The sequence below is a fragment of the Candidatus Accumulibacter contiguus genome, from assembly GCF_036625285.1.
In the GTDB taxonomy this organism is placed as follows: domain Bacteria; phylum Pseudomonadota; class Gammaproteobacteria; order Burkholderiales; family Rhodocyclaceae; genus Accumulibacter; species Accumulibacter contiguus.
On sequence record NZ_JAZKUC010000002.1, the window covers coordinates 240,956 to 257,315 of the forward strand.

Annotated in this window: 16 protein-coding genes, 1 tRNA gene and 2 pseudogenes; 12 read left to right on the top strand and 7 right to left on the bottom strand. The window is 61.3% G+C overall.

The window, feature by feature from the left end; all coding sequences use genetic code 11:
- Nucleotides 1–146: 146 nt before the first annotated feature.
- From V5B59_RS19550 to V5B59_RS19565, 4 genes are all read right to left on the bottom strand, one after another.
- Nucleotides 147–1,682, bottom strand: a complete 1,536-nt coding sequence (locus tag V5B59_RS19550) for a DUF6399 domain-containing protein (RefSeq protein ID WP_332351228.1) — start codon at nt 1,680–1,682, stop codon at nt 147–149.
- Between the two features lie 514 nt (nt 1,683–2,196).
- Nucleotides 2,197–3,945: an IS66 family transposase gene (gene tnpC / locus V5B59_RS19555; RefSeq protein WP_332352246.1), complete on the bottom strand. Its 1,749-nt coding sequence runs from the start codon at nt 3,943–3,945 to the stop codon at nt 2,197–2,199.
- A 331-nt stretch (nt 3,946–4,276) separates the two neighbouring features.
- Complete coding sequence (gene tnpB / locus V5B59_RS19560; RefSeq protein WP_332351654.1) at nt 4,277–4,624, bottom strand: IS66 family insertion sequence element accessory protein TnpB; 348 nt, start codon at nt 4,622–4,624, stop codon at nt 4,277–4,279.
- Nucleotides 4,612–5,028, bottom strand: a complete 417-nt coding sequence (locus V5B59_RS19565; protein ID WP_332351655.1) for a hypothetical protein — start codon at nt 5,026–5,028, stop codon at nt 4,612–4,614. The genes tnpB and V5B59_RS19565 overlap by 13 nt, the downstream gene beginning before the upstream one ends.
- A gap of 141 nt (nt 5,029–5,169) precedes the next feature.
- On the opposite strand from V5B59_RS19565, the gene V5B59_RS19570 reads away from it, so the two are divergent.
- The 8 genes from V5B59_RS19570 (at nt 5,170) to ychF (ending at nt 11,677) form a co-directional block, all read left to right on the top strand.
- Nucleotides 5,170–6,474, top strand: a complete 1,305-nt coding sequence (locus tag V5B59_RS19570; protein ID WP_246149239.1) for an IS701 family transposase — start codon at nt 5,170–5,172, stop codon at nt 6,472–6,474.
- Nucleotides 6,475–6,588: 114 nt separating this feature from the next.
- Nucleotides 6,589–7,470: a reverse transcriptase domain-containing protein gene (locus V5B59_RS19575; RefSeq protein WP_169071993.1), complete on the top strand. Its 882-nt coding sequence runs from the start codon at nt 6,589–6,591 to the stop codon at nt 7,468–7,470.
- Nucleotides 7,471–7,479: 9 nt separating this feature from the next.
- Complete coding sequence (locus V5B59_RS19580) at nt 7,480–7,743, top strand: group II intron maturase-specific domain-containing protein (RefSeq protein WP_332352474.1); 264 nt, start codon at nt 7,480–7,482, stop codon at nt 7,741–7,743.
- Nucleotides 7,744–7,992: 249 nt separating this feature from the next.
- Nucleotides 7,993–8,069, top strand: a tRNA-Gln gene (locus V5B59_RS19585).
- Between the two features lie 89 nt (nt 8,070–8,158).
- Nucleotides 8,159–9,109: a ribose-phosphate pyrophosphokinase gene (locus tag V5B59_RS19590; RefSeq protein ID WP_288129305.1), complete on the top strand. Its 951-nt coding sequence runs from the start codon at nt 8,159–8,161 to the stop codon at nt 9,107–9,109.
- Nucleotides 9,110–9,324: 215 nt separating this feature from the next.
- Nucleotides 9,325–9,933: a 50S ribosomal protein L25/general stress protein Ctc gene (locus tag V5B59_RS19595; RefSeq protein WP_034910473.1), complete on the top strand. Its 609-nt coding sequence runs from the start codon at nt 9,325–9,327 to the stop codon at nt 9,931–9,933.
- 66 nt (nt 9,934–9,999) lie between these two features.
- Nucleotides 10,000–10,569: an aminoacyl-tRNA hydrolase gene (gene pth, locus V5B59_RS19600; RefSeq protein WP_332352247.1), complete on the top strand. Its 570-nt coding sequence runs from the start codon at nt 10,000–10,002 to the stop codon at nt 10,567–10,569.
- Between the two features lie 16 nt (nt 10,570–10,585).
- Nucleotides 10,586–11,677: a redox-regulated ATPase YchF gene (ychF, locus tag V5B59_RS19605; RefSeq protein WP_288129307.1), complete on the top strand. Its 1,092-nt coding sequence runs from the start codon at nt 10,586–10,588 to the stop codon at nt 11,675–11,677.
- A 15-nt stretch (nt 11,678–11,692) separates the two neighbouring features.
- Here ychF and V5B59_RS19610 read toward each other — a convergent pair whose 3' ends face one another.
- Entirely contained in the window at nt 11,693–12,259 is a 567-nt protein-coding gene (locus tag V5B59_RS19610) for a plasmid pRiA4b ORF-3 family protein (protein ID WP_332352248.1), read from the bottom strand.
- Nucleotides 12,260–12,711: 452 nt separating this feature from the next.
- The gene (locus tag V5B59_RS19615; protein WP_332352249.1) at nt 12,712–13,077 is read right to left on the bottom strand and encodes a hypothetical protein; all 366 of its coding nucleotides are present in this window, start codon (nt 13,075–13,077) and stop codon (nt 12,712–12,714) included.
- Between the two features lie 161 nt (nt 13,078–13,238).
- On the opposite strand from V5B59_RS19615, the pseudogene V5B59_RS26500 reads away from it, so the two are divergent.
- The 4 genes and pseudogenes from V5B59_RS26500 to V5B59_RS19630 all read left to right on the top strand — a co-directional run.
- A pseudogene (locus V5B59_RS26500) lies at nt 13,239–13,931 on the top strand (IS21 family transposase); the annotation flags it as partial.
- A gap of 7 nt (nt 13,932–13,938) precedes the next feature.
- Nucleotides 13,939–14,481 (top strand): Mu transposase domain-containing protein, encoded by a 543-nt coding sequence (locus tag V5B59_RS26505; protein WP_434735633.1) that lies wholly within the window; start codon nt 13,939–13,941, stop codon nt 14,479–14,481.
- Nucleotides 14,482–14,493: 12 nt separating this feature from the next.
- Nucleotides 14,494–15,228, top strand: a pseudogene (istB, locus tag V5B59_RS19625) (IS21-like element helper ATPase IstB).
- A gap of 211 nt (nt 15,229–15,439) precedes the next feature.
- Nucleotides 15,440–15,721, top strand: a complete 282-nt coding sequence (locus tag V5B59_RS19630) for a hypothetical protein (protein WP_169071141.1) — start codon at nt 15,440–15,442, stop codon at nt 15,719–15,721.
- Nucleotides 15,722–15,778: 57 nt separating this feature from the next.
- Here V5B59_RS19630 and V5B59_RS19635 read toward each other — a convergent pair whose 3' ends face one another.
- On the bottom strand, nt 15,779–16,330 hold the full coding sequence (locus tag V5B59_RS19635; RefSeq protein WP_248594961.1) for a DCL family protein: 552 nt from the start codon (nt 16,328–16,330) through the stop codon (nt 15,779–15,781).
- Between the last annotated feature and the right edge of the window lie 30 nt (nt 16,331–16,360).

Sequence of the window (16,360 nt, forward strand, 5' to 3'; positions counted from 1 at the left end):
CAATAGCCTGTATTTCAACCATTTTAGAAATGTGGCAAAGTAGAAGTAACTACTCAGGTACTGCATCTTGTTAAAAATCAACACGTTGCGAATATTGAAATAGCATAATGACGAATGGGACTGATTTAGAATCAAGGGCTTCCCACTTAAGCCGGGACAATCTCTAACTTCAATGGGTTATGCACAACCCGGTGGCGGGACTTCCTCGGTAAGGGAAGTTCCCCCATCTGGTTGAGCAGCCAATCGAAAAGATCAGGGAAAGAGGTGCTAAACAGACGTTCGGCTGCGATAGTGCCGTCACTACGTCTCACCCCATAGTTGTGGATAACCGTTAGCGCAGCCAGGCGGCATTTCGTCAGACCTCGCCCGTTATGATACAACTGGGACAAGCGGCCATTGCGCCCTTCGACGGCGGAGGAGCTGCGATGGAACTGTCGCACCATCCATTCCCCCCATTCTAGCCAGCGCTGCAACTCACTCTCGGAGAATCCCGAATGGAACGGGTCTGCTTTCCAGGCCTCTAATGCTCGCTGCCAAGCCTCCTGATACCGTTTCCGGTGAACCCTGTTTTGCGTTTTCCGCATTTGGTAGTGCCAATAGAGTACGGGCAACAGCTTGCTCGTCAGCCATTGCCGAGTCGCTTCATCCAGAGACCAGCCCAGCAGGATTTCTTCTACCCAAAGCCACCAAAAGCTGACGTGACTCGATAAGGCGCCGATCTGGGCACGGAACTTCTTCAGGGCGGAACGGGTATCCTGGATCCCTTGTTGCGCCGCCAGAGTTTCCAGGGCCTGTGCTCGCGTTTCCAGTCCTGCCACTACGCTCTCCGCCGTCGTGCGAGTATTCTCCTCCAGGGAGAAGGGATGGATTTCCTCGGCGATTCCCAGCAACTGCTTCTGGTACTCTTGCTGCGCCTGTTCCACTTGCGCGCGGGCTTCCCAGGCACAGGCCTGTTGTGCCGCCAAAGCCGCCTTTTCCTCGGTACTGGCTCCGCGCGACGGCTGATCAAGGGCCTTCTGGGCCAGTTCGCAGCACTGATCCGCCTTGGCTTTTCGACGTCCCAAGGCCGGTGACAACCAGCGACTGAGGCCATATTGCTCGTGGAACGTATCCGCGCCCGAGGTACACTCAAAGCCTGTGACCGCTAATTTGATCAGGGCCTTCGCCCGGTCACTGATGGCGTGGTTGACTTCGATACCCAGTGCTTCCAGGCGCGGGGTCACCTGGGCAAACCAGGTATCGAAACCCCGGTCCTTCTGAATCGACTCCAGCAATAGGTAGCCCGAGGACAAATCCATCAGCACCAAGATCAGAATCTCCCCAAAGAACGTCTCATCCGCGGCCACCACCGCTTGGCGTGTCCGCGTCGGTACCGAGGCTTCACACTGTTGCTGAAACAGGGGCAACAGCGCTTCCATCCGGCTGAGTTGGGTCTGCAAGGCGCTGGGAGACACCCCCACATGGGTATGAAGGCGGATCAATTGGAAGAAATCCGACAAGGCACCCGCCCCCACATGATGTTGCAGCCCGAACGTGTACAGCACAGCAAATACCAGCAATCTCAGCCATGCCTCCCCCTCTTCGGTTTCCCAAAACCCCGATTCAGGATGTCGGTTCCTACGGGCTTGCGCTTGCAGGTGGCGATGAACACTGCTTTTCGGGCGATGAATTAATTCCCCCACTGCACGCAGGCTTCGTTTTCCCTGGTCTGTAAGTGCGGCAAAAATGACGCGGCTGGTTGTCCGTATGGCTTGAGTCGTAGAGTTTTTTTGTCATAAAACTGATGATACAGGAGATGCGGCAACCAGTTCCCATCTCCTCAGCTCCCTTCATCCTCAGACTCTATCGGTAGCATGACTGTCCCGCTTTAAGTGGGAAGCCGAATCAAGTGGTTGCAAATTTATGCCATTGTTTTCATGTTTCTAACCAATTGTTTTTACATAACAATTTTACCTGAGTAGTTACATTAACTTGAACATATTGATAAAAAAATATAGCAAAAACATATTGTTAGAGCGTTGGTGTCCTTTCGGCAACGCTGCGAAACCCCGGTCGCGCGGGCCTCAGCCGCGCGGCGGCTGATCCGCGGTGACCGCCACGGGTGGCGCGCGGCCCCGCGGCCGTGCGCAGGCAAGCCCCAGCGGCAACCCGGCGTTCGCTTCCGTTCGGAACGTTGGAGATCGTTGCGCTGCCGGGTTAGTCCGGCGGAGGTTCGGTACTCTCCGCCTCGGCGTGTGCGAGGGCTTCGCTATAGTTCCAGGGCATCCAGGCCGCCGGATCGAGCGCCACCTGGCCCGAGTGGCGCAGCAGGGAAACGAGGTAGTGGAACGGCTCGATCTTGTGGAGTTCGGCGGTATGGATCAGGGTCATGAACAGATCACCGACGCGCGCGCCGTTCAACGTGCGATAGAAGAGCGCGTTCTTCCGATGCAGAATGGCCTTTTTGAGTATACGTTCGGTGATGTTGTTGTCGAGTGGGGCGCCCGGCACGCGCAGGAACAGGGTCAGCTTCTCCCAGTGGTTCTGCATGTACGCGATCGCCTGGCCGAGTCCTGAGTGGGGCTCCACGGTGTGCTCCGCGAACTGCTTGGCCATCCAGTCTTGCAGCGCCTTCATCCGTGGGCCGCTTTCCTTCTGGTGAAGGAGCAGGCGCTCGGCGGGCGAGAGCCCCTGCTGCTTGGCCTGCGCGTCGGTGTGGAAGACGGCGCGCAGCGTGTGCAGGACAAAGGCCACTTCTTCCGGAAAGGCCTCGACCACATCGACGTAATTGCGTCGCGCATGCGGGATGCACGAGGCGGACAGCGTGGAATGATCGCCCGGCCGGTTGCGCGTCGAGGCATCGGACATGTGGATCGGCGGATCGGTCACTTCCCGCAGATCGAGCACTTCGGCAAGGTGTTCGCCGGCATGACAGGGCCCGGTCTTGAACAAGGCGATCAAACCATTTGGCGTCTCGGCAACGACACCGGAAGTGAACACGCCGGTGCGATCGGCGGACGCGCCGACGGGCAGCGCTTCGGCGCGTGCCTCTTGCGTCAGGGTCAGGATGCGCATCGTCGTATCATCGTTGTACACCACGGTTCCTTGGGCTGCCTGCCGTGCCAGTTCGTCGAAGACCGGCATGAGGGGCGCGGCGGCGGCGGCCACGACTTCCCATTGCGTGCCGACCGGCATCGGGATGGCCAAACCCTGTTCCAGCCGCTCGATGCGGTGGAACGGCAGACCGCAGCCGTATTTGAGGAGCGCGATCATCGCCGCGGCGCTGTCGTCGTACTTTGCCTTGCCGACGCCTGGCGGGGGGTCGGCGGTAAACACGGTGCCACACAAGCCGCAACGCAGCCGTTCGAGTTCGTAGACCTCCGCAAGCAGCGGCGCTACGCCGGTGATGCGAACCAGGACCGCGGGCTCTCCTCGTTGCCCATACACCCGACCGGTACACCCGTCGACGGGACACGGATCGCCGTGCCGTAACGTCGCATGCGGTACGGCAATATGCGGCGCTCGCGGATAATCGGCCGCCCCGTTCCTTCCGTGCCCGGGGCGCTTCTTCTTGGGCTCGGCTACCCCGGATTCCGGGGAGGTGGTGTCCGAAGGAGCCTGGCCGGCGGCTTGCTCGTCGCCGCCTTCCGCCGATGGACGGGTCGGCGTGTCCGCTGGCGGCGTTTCGCCCTTCTTCCCTTCCCCGAGCACATGGGCCGTGCGCTCGGTCGGCGCGCCGAAGAGAATCCGCCGTAGGCGTGCCAGCGTGGTTTCCTTCGTCTCGAGTTCGGCGGTGAGCCGCGCGAGGGTGTCCACCGCTGCCTTCAGGGTCGCCTGTTCGGTCTCGGTCAGCGGTCTGGTTCCGCTATGCTCGACGATGGCCTCGATCTCCTGCACCGGGATGACCATCCGCTGCGGCGGGTTGTGTGCAGGCCGCTTCCGGTGGGATGCCCGCTGCCGGCTCATGGCCGTACGCCAACGAGCTGGCCGAAGTCCCCCCGCAGCCGCTTCCGGCAACGGTTCGAGCGATGGCGGGGGGCCTTGCGGCCACTGACCGCGGCTGCGCGGAGGCTCGCAACCTCCTCGGCGCGGAACTCCCGTCTGCCGTACCCCCAGCTTTGCGAACTCACCAGCTGCATTCTCAGTCCTCCAGCAGTGACCCTTTCTACCCAAGGTATTCTGCCAAAGACCAGCGACGATGTCTAGTCCTTTCGCGAAAGGTCGTTTTCGGTATCCCCGTTGCGGTGGGTGACGACCGGCTTTCGGAAGTTCTGCTTGCGGGCTGCGCTCTCGCAGGTCAGACGACCGCTCGCCATTCCGGGATTCCGCCGGCCGCGGCGTAGTCGCCTCCCGAGAGCAGGACCGCCAGCGCGTGCGGGGCGAGGAGCTTCCCTGGTGACTCCTGCGGCCAGAAGCGGTAGTGCCCCTGCGACAGCCGCTTTTGACAGAGCCAGAAGCCTTGCCCGTCATAGACCAGGAGTTTGACCGCCGTGCGCCGGCGATTGCAGAAAACGAACACGCCGCCGCTGAACGGGTCTTGGGCCAGTTTCTGCCGCACACGTCGGGCGAGACCGTCGATGCCGCAACGAAAATCCGCGGGCTCGGCAGCTACCCAGACACGCAGGCGCGCGTTCAGCGCGAGCATGGCTGGACCTGCCAGAGGCTACACGCGACCTCGGCCATGTGGCTGCTGGCCGCTTGTGGCAGTTCGATGCGCAGCGCGCGGCCCGCTCGGTCGGTGAGAACCAGGACGCACACAGGTGGCGCCAGCGGCAGGCCGAGATCGAGTTCGACGAAGCTCGATGACACGGGCGCGCTGCGCGCGTCTTCGGCGGCGTTCCTGGCGGTCAGGCGGTGCTTCAGGCTCTTGTAGTCGAGCTTCAGGGCGACGGCAACCTTGGCGATGCCGTACCGCTCGGCGAGTTCGGTCGCTTGCGACCACAGCTCCTCCGGAATGCGAGAACTGCGGCGGCGGGTGCTCCGCCACTGGGCAAGCGCCGCGGCGGTTTCGGCCAGTGGCGGGGCGGTTGCAGGTAAAGACGTTGACATTGGTAGGCCTTTCTAATTCTACTTTGCCACATTTCTAAAATGGTTGAAATACAGGCTATTGAGCTACATATCTAATGCTCTACCACATAAGGAGTATGACGATGAAATCGCCAAATTTATTTATTTGGGATCGGGCGTGCGGTGGCCAGCTGCTGCGAGAATCTGACCAGCCATTTTCAGTCGTTCCGGGAGTGTTTCCGCAGTAAAACGCGAAGCACGGCCGAGCAAGCTGAACAGTACTTGCGGGGCCTTTTTCAAAGCCCTCGTGCGAACCTGGAACAGATGAGCGAGACGGTGGCGGAGACCGAGTATTACAGCCTCCACCACCTGTTGAGCGATGCTGCATGGGACTTTGAGAATGTGCGTCGGGAGACGGCGCGACAAGCGGACGAGTGGATCGGTGGGCCAGAGACGGGACTGTTGCTCGATGAGTCTGGGGTCCAAAAGAAGGGCGACCATTCAGCGGGCGTCGCCAGGCAGTACAACGGTCGCCTGGGTAAGGTCGAGAACTCGCAGGTTGGAGTGTATGCCGCCTTGGCACGAGGGTCGCAGGCGGCGATCATCGACTTCGAATTGTTCCTTCCAGAGCGTTGGGTTGAAGACGCCAAGCGTTGCCAGGAAGCGGGGATTCCGGAATCGGCACGGGTCTTTCGGACTAAGCCGCAGATGGCTGCCGAGATGGTCAAGCGGGCACGAGCCGCCGGGGTGCGCTTTGGCTTCATCGGTGCCGACGGCCTCTATGGCCACGCGACTTGGCTGCTGTTTGATTGGGACGATGCAGGTGAGGTATTCGCCACCGAGGTGCACAGCGACCAGCAGTTTTACTTTACCGATCCGGGAAAGGCGTGGGTACCGGCCTGGGAAGCCCGCGAATGGGCCGCGCGCCTGAAACGAAAGGAGTGGCACCCGGTGATCCTGCGCGACGGGGAGAAGGGTGAAGTGCGCGCGATGTTTGCCCATACCCGCGTGTGGATCAGTCATCCGAACAGCGCACAGGCCCGCCAATGGCATCTCCTGGCACGCCGCGATGGCAAGGAGGTGAAGTTCATGCTCTCCAACGCGGCGCCCGACACGCCACTTCGCGAGCTGGCACGCATGCAGGCACAGCGCCACTTCATCGAGCGCGCCTTCGAGAATGCGAAAGGTTGCTGTGGGATGGCCGACTACCAGGTACGCAAGTGGCGGGCTTGGTACAACCACATGGCGCTCGTCTGCGTTGCACTACTCTTTCTCGTCAAGGAGCGGCGGCAACACTCACCCTACGCCGAGTTACTGTCCTGTGCCGATGTTGTCGACATGCTCGTGGCGCAGCTCCCGGTGAAGATTCACGGTCGCGAAGACCTCGTGCGAATCATCGCCGAGCGTCATGCACGGCGACAAAGCGCCCGCGACAGCGCCTACCGAAGGCAGCCGCCAGCACCCAAAAATGCCATTAGAATCTGTTAATGTAGAACTAACGGTCGTTACGGGCCTACCAAGGTACCAGGCCAGCGCTGGAATTTCACGCAGCATTGCCGAAAGGACACAGACTACCGACCGGAAGCGGTCAAGCGGGTCTGGATTCCCAAGCCGAACGGCAAGCTGCGCCCCTTGGGCATACCGACGATCACCGACCGGGTAGTCCAAACGGCGGCCATGCTCGTGCTGGAACCCATCTTTGAAGCCGATCTGCAACCGGAGCAATACGCGTACCGGGCAGAGCGGGGAGCGCAGGATGCGGTACAAGCGGTTCATCGTCTATTGAACACTGGACACCAGCAAGTGATCGATGCGGATCTATCCGGCTATTTCGATAGCATTCCGCACCCTGAGCTTATGAAGAGCGTCGCCCGTCGGATCGTGGATCGGCACGTTCTGCACCTCATCAAGCAATGGCTGGACGCGCCAGTGGAAGAGGACGATGGACACGGTCACCGGAAACGGACGACGTCCAACCGGGACACCGGACGTGGCACCCCGCAAGGGGCTCCGATTTCACCGCTGCTGTCGAATCTGTACATGCGGCGCTTCATCCTCGGATGGAAGACGTTGGGGTATGCCCGTCGCTGGTCGGCGCAAATCGTCAATTATGCGGACGACTTCGTCATCTGCTGCAAGGGCCGGGCAGAGGATGCCATGGCGGCGATGCGAGGAATGATGGAGCAACTGAAGCTGACGGTGAACGACGACAAGACCCACCTATGTCAGATACCGCAAGAGCGGTTTGACTTCCTGGGATACACCTTCGGGCGGTGCTACAGCCAGAAAACCGGGCGCGCCTACATCGGCACCCGGCCCTCGCCGAAAAGCGTCAAACGGATGGTGGAAAGCATCACTCAGGAAACCGACCGCCGCCGAACCATACTAGGTGATTTCCGCAAAACGCCGTACCAAGAGTCATGGCGTCAGGCCGGGCTCAGGGCCAGAAAAACAGGCCGCTGCGGTAGTTGTTCGGGATCCTGATTCCCGGAAATCACCCTAGATGCCGAGTTTGTCGTGGGACGGCTGAACCGGAAACTGATCGGCTGGGCGAATTACTTCTGCCTGGGTTCCGTCAGTCCGGCCTATCGGGCGATCAACACCCATGTCACGCAACGGCTCCGCCGGTGGTTATGCAAGAAACACAAGGTCTCCGGCACCGGGTGGGCGCGCTACCCGAATCAGTACCTTTACGAAAAGTTGGGACTGGTCAATTTGCCGGCGAGGACCCATGACCTTCCGTGGGCGAAAGCATGATGTCTTGTCCGAGAGCCGGATGCGGGAAATCTGCACGTCCGGTTCGATGAGCGGGATGTGGAAACGGGGCTATGGCAAGGCTACCTGGGCACCGTCAGACGAAAGGGACGGAAACAGACAAGCCGAACCTACGGCTACCGCGCCACATCTCGACTCTACACCCCCCCCCTGGATCGACACTTGTGCTTGCCGAAGAATCCCCGGTATAATCCGCGCCTCGTTCGTGATCCATGCGATACGAGCGACCGCTGGGGAGTGGCCAAGTTGGTTAAGGCACCGGATTTTGATTCCGGCATTCGAAGGTTCGAATCCTTCCTCCCCAGCCATTTCATTTCTGTCAAAGCGGGCAGGCAGTCTTGGCTGCCCGTCTTGCTTTATACGGCGCCGATGCTTCGCGCGCCACGGGAAGCGCAGCATGGCCTATGACAGCCTGATGGTATTTACCGGCAACGCCAACCCGGCATTGGCTGCCGATGTCGTCAAGCGTCTCAACATCTCACTAGGACGCGCCCAAGTCGGCCGATTCTCCGACGGCGAGATCAGTGTCGAAATCCAGGAGCACGTGCGCGGCATGGATGTGTTCATCCTGCAATCGACCTGCGCGCCGACCAACGAGAACCTGATGGAACTCCTGGTCATGGCCGACGCGCTGAAGCGTGCCTCGGCTGCCCGGATCACCGCCGCCATCCCCTATTTTGGTTACGCCCGCCAGGATCGCCGCGTGCGCTCGGCGCGCGTGCCGATCGCCGCCAAGCTGGTTGCCGACCTGCTGACGGCAGCGGGTGTCCACCGGGTGCTGACCATGGACCTGCACACCGAGCAGATTCAGGGCTTCTTCAACATCCCGGTCGACAACATCTACTCGCTGCCGATCATGCTGGGCGACGTCTGGAAGAAGAATTTCGATCACCTGATGGTCGTCTCGCCCGACGTCGGCGGTGTCGTCCGGGCACGGGCGCTGGCCAAGCGTCTCGAATGCGATCTGGCGATCATCGACAAGCGTCGTCCGAAAGCCAATGTTTCCGAAGTGATGAACATCATCGGGGATGTCCAGGGGCGCACCTGCGTGATCATGGACGACCTGGTCGACACCGCCGGCACCTTGTGCAAGGCCGCGAGCGCGCTCAAGCAACATGGCGCCAGACAGGTTCTTTCGTACTGCGTGCATCCAGTACTTTCGGGCCATGCCGTCGATCGCATCAACGCTTCCGATCTCGACGAACTGGTCGTCACCGACACCATTCCGCTGCGCCAGGACGCGCTCACTTCGCCGCGCATTCGCCAGCTTTCGGTGGCCGAAGTGATGGCCGAAACGATTCGCCGGATCAGCAACGAGGATTCCGTTTCCTCACTATTCATCGAGTAAGGCGCTCCACGCCTGCCCAACGGTCATGACTTTTTTCGACCCCCCGATCATGGAAGTCATGGCCGTTTCCCTCCCCTCCCCCGCGAGTGGGAGGGGAGCCCTTCGACAAGGCTCAGGGCCGGATTCGTGAGTCGCTGACGCGACTTTCACGGTAATCGATTTCTCAACCCTCCGCCTGGTCGCGGGCGGGGCTTGTATCACACCAGGAGTTGTCCATGAAGTTTCAATTCGAAGCGCGCAAGCGCACCTTGCAGGGGTCCGGAGCGAGCCGCCGCCTGCGTCGCCAGAATCGCGTGCCGGCAATCGTTTACGGTGGCTCAGCGGCACCGCAGTTGATCGACCTCGATCACAACCAAATTCTGCTCAACCTGCGCAAGGAAGCGTTTCATTCTTCCGTCCTGACGCTGGACATCGAGGGCAGCATCGAGAGCGTCGTGCTGCGTGACTCGCAGATGCACCCCTGGAAGCCTCTGGTCCTGCACGTCGACTTTCAGCGGGTCGATATGGGGCACGCCATCCACCAGCGCGTGCCGCTGCATTTCATCAACGCTGACATCGCGCCAGGGGTCAAGATCAGTGGCGGTCACGTCGCACACGTCCACAACGACGTCGAAGTGAGCTGCCTGCCGCAGGACCTGCCGGCGTTCATCGAAGTCGACCTGCAGAATCTCGAAGCTGGTCACTCGATCCATGCTTCCGAGCTGATTTTTCCGGCGGGGGTCACCCCGGTCCTGCACGGCGAGGATTACGTTCTGGTGTCGATCCCGGCCAAGAAGGGCGGCGAAGAGTCCGGTGCGGCCGAGGGCGAAGCGGCTGCCAGCTAAACCCGAACTTCATGCCTGCCCGCCGTCCGGCACCCGCTGCCCGCGGCGGCTTGGGCAGCACAGCGCATGCCACCACCCCGCCTGATCGTCGGCCTCGGCAACCCCGGCAAGGAATACGAAGATAACCGGCACAATGTCGGTTTCTGGTTCATCGACCAGTTGGCGCGGCGCTTGCAGGCACCGCTGACGCCGCAGGGCAGATTCCTTGGCCGCGTTGCCCGCATCGACGAGCTGTGGCTGTTACAGCCGATGACCTACATGAACCTCTCCGGCCAGGCGGTAGCCGCGCTGGCGCGTTTCTACAAGATCGCCCCCGAAGAGACGCTGGTCGTGCATGACGACCTCGACCTGCCACCCGGCAGCATCCGCCTCAAACAGGGCGGTGGCAACGGCGGGCACAATGGTCTCAAAGACATCCAGGCCCGCCTCGCCAGCCCGAATTTCTGGCGACTGCGCTTGGGAATCGGACATCCCGGCGAGCGCTCCGAAGTCATTCACCACGTCCTCAAGGCACCACGGCGAGAGGAGCAGGAACTGATCGACCCGGCCATCGATCGCTGCCTGATGGCCTGGCCCCTGCTCGCCGCCGGCGACTACGCTGCCGCGCAACGGCAACTGCACCTCAAGACCATTTAAATATCGGAATCCCAGCATGAGCCTCCAGTGCGGTATCGTCGGCCTGCCGAATGTCGGCAAGTCCACCCTCTTCAATGCCCTGACCAAAGCCGGCATCGCCGCCGAAAACTATCCCTTCTGCACCATCGAACCCAACGTCGGAATTGTCGAAGTGCCCGACCCGCGCCTGCAGCAGATCGCGGCGATCGTCAAACCGCAGCGCATCCAGCCGGCGATCGTCGAGTTCGTCGATATTGCCGGTCTGGTCGCCGGCGCCTCGAAAGGCGAAGGCCTGGGCAACCAGTTCCTCGCCAACATCCGCGAAACCGACGCCATCGTCAGTGTCGTCCGCTGCTTCGACGATGACAATGTCGTGCATGTCTCGGGGCGTGTCGATCCGCTGTCGGACATCGAAACCATCCTGACCGAACTGGCGCTTGCCGACCTCGCAGCCGTCGAACGTACTCTCAATCGCGAGAGCAAGAAAGCCCGCTCCGGTGACAAGGAAGCGCAGAAACTGGTTGGCATTCTCGAACGTCTGCTGCCACACCTCAACGACGGCAGGCCGGCGCGCACGCTGACCCTGGCCGCCGACGAGAAAGCGCTGCTCAAGCCCCTGTGCCTGCTGACCATCAAGCCGACGATGTACGTCGGCAACGTTCTCGAAGACGGATTCCGGAACAACCCGCACCTCGACCGCCTGCGCGAGCACGCGGCCACCGAAGCGGCGCCGGTGGTCGCCCTGTGCGCCAAGATCGAAGCCGAACTCGCCGATCTCGACGACGAAGACAAGGCGATCTTTCTCGCCGACCTCGGGCTCGAAGAACCCGGGCTGAACCGCCTGATCCGCGCCGCCTACCAGTTGCTCGGCCTGCAGACCTACTTCACGGCCGGTGTCAAGGAAGTGCGGGCCTGGACCATCCACGTCGGCGATACCGCCCCGCAGGCCGCCGGCGTCATCCACACCGACTTCGAAAGAGGCTTCATCCGCGCGCAGACCATCGCGCTGGCCGACTTTCTCGCCTGCAAGGGCGAGCAGGGAGCCAAAGAAGCCGGCAAGATGCGCGCCGAGGGCAAGGAGTACGTCGTCAAGGACGGTGACGTATTGAATTTTCTGTTCAACGTCTAACAGAAGCTGCAGCCATTATTTCAGATCCGCAAGGCGGGCGTTGATTCGATCGATGTCGACTCTCACCGGATCAAAACCCTCGCCGATCCACTCCTTGTAATATTCATGTTCGGGGTGTTCGGGATCAGCCATCGCCGCCAGGAATCCCGCGTAGCCCCAGACCCCGCCGACATCTTCCGGCGGACACGCGCGTACGCATTTGATGCATTTTGGCAGGGTCATTTCGGGATCGGCGGGCAGAATTTTCTCGAGGTCGATCTTGTGCTCCCAACTATCGCCAAAATCATACTCATAGACCAGCGAATTCCGGACATTGATCAGCAAGCTGTCGAGGCGGACCTTGCGCTCGTCGATCACCTCGAAGTCGAATTGCGGGTCGGGTTCCCCGTAGTATTTCCCCGCCGCGACAAACTGGTGCAGGTGACAGTTGTACCAGCCCATGGCGGCTTGCAGCACCCGGTGCAGTTGCGCCAGGGTGATCGAAGACGGCACCAGCAGCCGCCGCCAGATCGGCGGACTGCTGTATTTGAGGGTGACCTTGATCTGGTAGATTTTCGCATGCGAACTGGTGGACGTTGCCATGGGGCATTCTCCTTTGAGTGGCCATCGATGACGCGCCAGGGGTCGCGCCGGTGCGTCGTGTGGTTGAAAGGGAGAGGAATTCCGGATTGACAGGAAGAAAACGATTGCGGTCGACGTTCGATTTTCGAAAGGAACGACCCTGGCAGGCAAGCTTGCGGACGATTGCGTCCCGGTCCACACCGGCTTCTCCCTCGGCGATGGCCGGAGCGGGTAGGCTGGCCATCGCTTGACGCAAACTATAGCATGCCGCCACAGGCGGCTTCCAGTGCGTCAAGTTGAAGTCACGGCGATTGCTTACTTAGCGCGGCCGTTGGCCGCAACCAAAAAGGATGTCGCCTCACGTTGGCGCCGGATTGAATTTGCGAGGACAATATCCTCAACCTCACGCAGGAGGTAGACCACCGCACGACAACGGAGGCGACATGGACATTTTCCTGGAAAAACACCGGGAGTCAATCCTGGGTGTCGTTGAAGGATTCGACCGGATCATCTTCAAGGGCTACCTGACCGCGATGTTTCCGGATGGAGCGTTTGGCCGCTACCTGTACAAGCGGGGCGTGTTGCTCAAAGATGCCGGGAAATTCTTCGAGGGCGAAACCGAAGCCCTCATACAACACGCCAAGGCAACCGCCGAACAAGCGGGGCGTCCCTACCGCTACCTCGACTCCGCGCACACGCACGCGAGCGGCCAATCGAAAGAAGCGATGGCCCGGGCTATTGCCGAGCAAGACGGGATCACCTTCGAGCGCAGCGACCACAAGATTGTTTGGGTTTCCGATTTCGACGCGACTGCCAAACTCGCCGAGCAGTTCAAGCATATGGAATGGCCCACCTTTCTGATTCGCCAGGTGGCGGCGGTCAATCCGTGCGTATTCCACGGCAAACTGGACACCAATTCCACAGCAAACTGGAGAGTCATTTGTCCTAGCGTAGCGCGCGGGATAACCGTGGCATCCTCGGTAAATTTGCCGAGGCCCACATGGCGAATACCAGGTTATCCATGCGCAAGATTGTTGACGTGTTACGGCTGTCCCACGAGGGTAGCCTCAGCCATCGCGAGATCGCTCGAGTGGTCAAAAGCTCGCCGACGACAGTCGGCGAAATTCTCCGCCGAGCGAAGCTCGTTGGCGTGGCGTGGCCGCTGCCAGCCGAAACGAGTGAGGCGTGGCTGGAGGCGCAGCTCTACCCGCCGGCGGTGGCGTCGAGCCAGAGTCGTCCCGAACCCGACTGGCCGGGTGTGCACCGCGAGCTGCGGCGCAAGGGCGTCACGCTCGACCTGCTGAGGCAGGAATACAAAGCCGAGCATCCGTCGGGCTACCACTACAGCGGCTTCTGCGCCCACTATCGGCGGTGGGTCGTCCGGCTCTCGGTCAGCCTGCGCCAGACGCACACCCCGGGCGAGAAACTGTTCATCGACTACGCCGGCCCGACGGTGCCGATTACCGACCCGATGACCGGCGAAATTCGCCAGGCGGCGATCTTCCTCGCCGTCCTGGGCGCCTCGAACTATACCTACTGCGAAGCCACCTGGAGCCAGAGCCTGTCGGACTGGATTGGCAGCCATGTGCGCACCTTCGAGCCCCTCCATGGTTGTACGGCTCTCCTGGTCCCGGACAACCTCAAGAGCGGGGTCACCACCCCCTGCTTCTACGAGCCCGAACTCAACCCGACGTAAAGTGGTGCGGGTCGGCATCAACGATCACGTCGAGGTCGTTGGCCACTACTACTCGGTGCCCTACCGTTTTGCCCGGGAGAAGGTCGATAGTCGGCTGACGGCGACGACCGTCGAGTGGTTCCAGCGCGGCGTGCGCATCGCGAGCCATGCCCGGAACGACGCCCGCGGTCGGCACACCACCGTCGATGCGCACATGACCCCGGGCCACCAGGCGGTCCTCGGCTGGAATGCGCCACGCCTGCTCGACTGGGCGACGCGGATCGGGCCGCATACCGCTGCCGTCGTGCAGAGCGTTCTGCATCAGCGCCGACCTCCGCAGCAGGCTTACCGGGCGTGCCTGGGCATCCTGCGCTTCGGTCAAGCCTACGGCGACGACCGCCTGGAAGCGGCCTGCGAGCGGGCCGTCGCCATCGGCGCCACCTCCTACAGCAGCCTGAAGTCGATTCGGAAGAACGGTCTGGACCAGAAGCGGGTCGTCAGCGCCCCGGCCCAGACCGGTTTGCCCCTCGAACACGCCAATCTGCGTGGCCCCGATTACTACCACTGAAAGCGACTTGCCATGCTCAACCATCCCACCGTCGAGAAACTTCATCAACTCCGCCTCTCCGGCATGGCCCGTGCCTTGGCCAGCCAGGCGCAGACCCCGGACATCGGCCAGTTATCGTTCGACGAGCGGCTCGGCTTGCTCGTTGACAGCGAAGCCGCCGAACGCGAGTCGCGGCAGAACGCCGCCCGTCTGAAACGGGCCCGGCTCAAACAGGCGGCCACACCGGAGGAGGTCGACTATCGGCATCCGCGCGGCCTCGATCGGGCGCTGTTCGCTCGCTTGATGACCGGCCGCTGGGTGGGCGAGCACCAGAACGTCCTGCTCTGTGGCCCGACGGGCATCGGCAAGACCTTTCTCGCCTGCGCACTCGCCAATCAGGCGTGCCGGCAGGGTCATTCGGTACTCTAGGTGCGCTTGACTCGACTCCTGCCGACCCTGGCTATCGGCCACGGCGATGGCAGTTACCTCAAGACGTTGGCGCAGCTTGCCAAGACCGAGGTGCTGGTCATCGACGAGTGGGCGCTGGCGCCGCTGACCGACGAGAGCCGCCGCGACCTCCTGGAGATCTTCGATGATCGCCATGGGACTCGCTCGACAATCATCACCGGTCAATTGCCGGTCAAACACTGGCATGCCGCAATCGGTGACCCGACGCTCGCCGATGCGATCCTCGACCGCCTGGTGCATCAGGCGCCTGTCCTGGATCTCGATGGCGAATCGCTGCGCAAGAACGGCAAACCCGAATGAACCGCCGCGCCAGACTGACGAGTGATCCACCGCCGCCCGCCAGCCGTCCAGCTATAGAAGGAGCGCCGTCTGGCGGGCGCCCGTGGATAACTCTGCGCTTTGCCCCTCCCGGGCGCCAGGCATTCCACCGCCCGCGCCTCGGTTTCAGGGATTTCCTGCGTGCCAGCGCGCAAACCGTGCGTTACTGCGTAACGCTCATCAGGAGGTAAGAATGGCCAAGACCAACGCGCAACGACAGTTGGAATACCGGGAACGTCATCTGAAAGATGAAAACGGACACGGCGATCGGCTGAATATCGTTCTTCATTTCCACACCAAACGCGCACTCGAACGTCTGGCATTCTGTTACGGCGTAACACAACAGGAGTTCCTGGAGAGGCTTCTTCGTCAGGCCGATAGCGACGCCGCAACGCAGGCGTCGAGGCTTCCCGATGGCAGCGCCGACTACTACGAGAAACAGCGTCGATTGGGTCCGGAAATCGTTACGCCGTAACGAAATTCGCCCCGACTGACACGCACTAAAAAGACCAAAGACATTTATTCGGGTGAGCTAAAAACTTGACCCGAGTAAGCGTCTTGAAGTACCACCCATCAACCCCGCGTCGCTACGCTCCGACTGTCCAGTTTGCCGTGGAATCAGTGTCCAGTTTGGCGTGGAATGAGTGTCCAGTTTGCGTGGAATACACACGTACTGGGCGAATGCCTGCTTCTTGGCCTGGATGAGGTCGAGCGCGACGGCCTGCCGGCAGGCACCATAGAAGTCCTGGGACCGCCCCTTGGGTTGGCCCTTGACCGCGTCGATATACGAGAAGTCGGTGTCAGTCCCGTCTTGACGAACAACCCAGAAGCCGGAACTGCTCCAGCCGGTCCCGGTGTTTAGGCGCCGCTCGAAGTGCGCGATCTGGCCATCACCCTTGGTGGGTTCGCCAACCGCGTCGAGCACCGGGTCGTAACGCTCGATGAGCGCCACGAGGTCGGCATGGTCGTCCTGCTTGGAGACACGCTGCCCGTCCTGGTACCGGTGCAGGACTGCCTTGTAGTGATCAAGGGCACTTTTCTGGGTCCGGAAACTCCCGGACCCGATTTCGACCGATTTTGCCATTCGAACTCCAATACGTAAAGGCCGTCAAGA